The sequence below is a fragment of the Pseudomonas sp. 05T35 genome (assembly GCF_056396605.1).
On record NZ_JBFTLU010000596.1, the window covers coordinates 1 to 2,247 of the forward strand.

General features: G+C 57.1%; 2 protein-coding genes. One reads left to right on the plus strand and one right to left on the minus strand.

The window, feature by feature from the left end; genetic code table 11:
* On the minus strand, positions 1–277 hold a 277-nt coding region (locus tag AC1DH9_RS27720; protein ID WP_477809191.1), incomplete at its 3' end, for an undecaprenyl-diphosphate phosphatase.
* A gap of 297 nt (positions 278–574) precedes the next feature.
* Here AC1DH9_RS27720 and AC1DH9_RS27725 point away from each other — a divergent pair.
* Entirely contained in the window at positions 575–2,209 is a 1,635-nt protein-coding gene (locus AC1DH9_RS27725) for a methyl-accepting chemotaxis protein (protein WP_427540022.1), read from the plus strand.
* Positions 2,210–2,247: the final 38 nt, after the last annotated feature.

Sequence of the window (2,247 nt, forward strand, 5' to 3'; positions counted from 1 at the left end):
GCATGAAAGCGATCAACAGGTTAACGGTAAACCGTTGGGCGTTGCGCTGCGTTGGCAACCCGGTTACCACGTCGAGAATCTTGCGGCGAAACTCCCAGACCACGGCCAGGATCGCGCCGAGCTGGATGATGATGTTGAATGCCTTCTCGCGCTCGCCACCGAAGTTAAGCAAATCCGCGACGATAATCTGGTGCCCGGTACTGGAAATGGGCAAAAACTCTGTCAGTCCCTCTACAACGCCAAGAATCAAAGCCTGAACGGCGGTCCAAAAATCCATCAATCCCCCAATGAAACGATGCCTCCAAGGCATGCCTCGTTAATCAAATTCAAGCGTCCACTGCGATCAGCGTCACCGAATGACACTACGCACGATACCCACGCGAAGCCGTAAAACCCCGTGAAAAATCAGCGCAACTTCAGGTTTTTGCTGACGCGGCCGAAATCCTATCAGACATGCCTGAATTACGCTGCGCCGTAATTGGACTTGAGTAGGGTTGGCTCAACAGCAAAAGCGTGCCTGAATGCTGGCGGTCGTTTATGACAAGAACAAGAAAAAACCAGGAGTAATACGGTTATGAATAGCTTGCGCAGTGTGTCGATCAGCCGTCGTTTGTGGCTCATCCTGATTGTGGCTGTGCTGATGCTGTTGACCTTGGGTGTGCTGATGCTCAAGCAGATCCACGATGACCTTTATCAGGCCAAGGCCCAGAAAACCCAACATGTGGTGCAGACGGCCAGCGGTATTCTGGCTTACTACCACGACCTGGAAACTGCCGGCACCCTGACCCGCGAAGCGGCGCAGAAACAGGCATTGAGCGTGGTGCGCGGATTGCGCTACGACCAGAACGACTACTTCTGGATCAACGACCTGACGCCCGTGATGGTCATGCACCCGACCAATCCGAAACTCGAAGGCCAGAACCTTTCCACGATCAAGGATCCAGACGGCTTCGCGTTGTTCAACGAGATGGTGGTCATCGCCAAGGCCAAAGGCGCCGGCATGGTCGACTATCGCTGGCCGAAACCCGGTGCCAGCACGCCCGTCCAGAAAACCTCCTATGTGAAACTCTTCGAACCCTGGGGCTGGGTCATTGGTTCGGGTGTGTACATCGATGACATGCAGGCCGAGTTCTACGCACAGGTGTGGCAAACATCGTTTGTCGGGCTCGCAATTGCCGTGCTGATGGCGCTGCTGGTGATCCTGATTGCGCGCAGTATCGTGCGCCCACTCCAGGAAACCGTGAACGCCATGGCCAATATCGCCAGCGGTGAAAGCGACCTGACCCGTAGCCTTGATACCCACGGTCAGGACGAAGTGACCGAATTGGCGCAGCATTTCAACGCCTTCACGGAAAAATTGCGCCGGGTCATCACTCAGTTGCAATTGTCTGCCAGTGCCCTGGGGCAGTCATCCAGCGACTTGGGCAACGATGCGGCCCAAGCCCAGGCGCGCAGCCAGCAACAGTCCCAACAAATGGAACTGGTGGCGACCGCGATCAATGAAGTGACCTATGGCGTGCAGGACGTGGCCAGGAATGCCGAACACGCCGCCAGCGAAATGCGCGATGCGCAAGCGCAGGCACAACAGGGGCAAGTGAACATCGATGGAAGTTTGCAGCAGATCGATCAACTGTCGAGCACCATCGATCAAGCCGTTGAGGTTATCCGCACCCTGGCCACCGAAAGCACGCAGATCGGCAGCGTGCTCGAAGTGATCCGCTCGATCGCCGAACAGACCAATCTGCTGGCGCTCAATGCGGCCATTGAAGCGGCCCGTGCCGGTGAGCAAGGACGGGGCTTTGCCGTGGTGGCCGATGAAGTCCGGCTGCTGGCACAGCGCACGCAAAAGTCCACGGCTGAAATCCAGTCGATGATCGAGCGCTTGCAGAGCCATTCCGAGGCGGCAGTCAAAGTGATCGGCGACAGCAGCCGCGCCTCGCAGCTGACCATTGAACAGGCCGGGTTGGCGGGTGCCAGCCTGAACGCGATCGGCCAGGCACTGAATAATCTCAACGGCCTGAACGCCTCGATTGCCAGCGCAACCCTGCAACAGGCGCATGTGGTCGAGGACATCAACCAAAACGTCACCCAGGCCGCGGGTTTGTCCCACAGCACCGCATTGGCCGCTGAGCAGTCAAGCGTCGCAAGCGTGCATTTGAAAGAACTCAGTGAGCAGTTGAATGGCCTGCTCAAGCAGTTTCGGGTGTAGACACTGAAACACCTCCCTGCGACTACACGATCCGTAGC

What these genes read in the sequence shown, in the direction of transcription:
- AC1DH9_RS27725 (WP_427540022.1), top strand. Translation starts at nt 575, where the DNA reads ATGAATAGCTTGCGCAGTGTGTCGATCAGCCGTCGTTTGTGGCTCATC.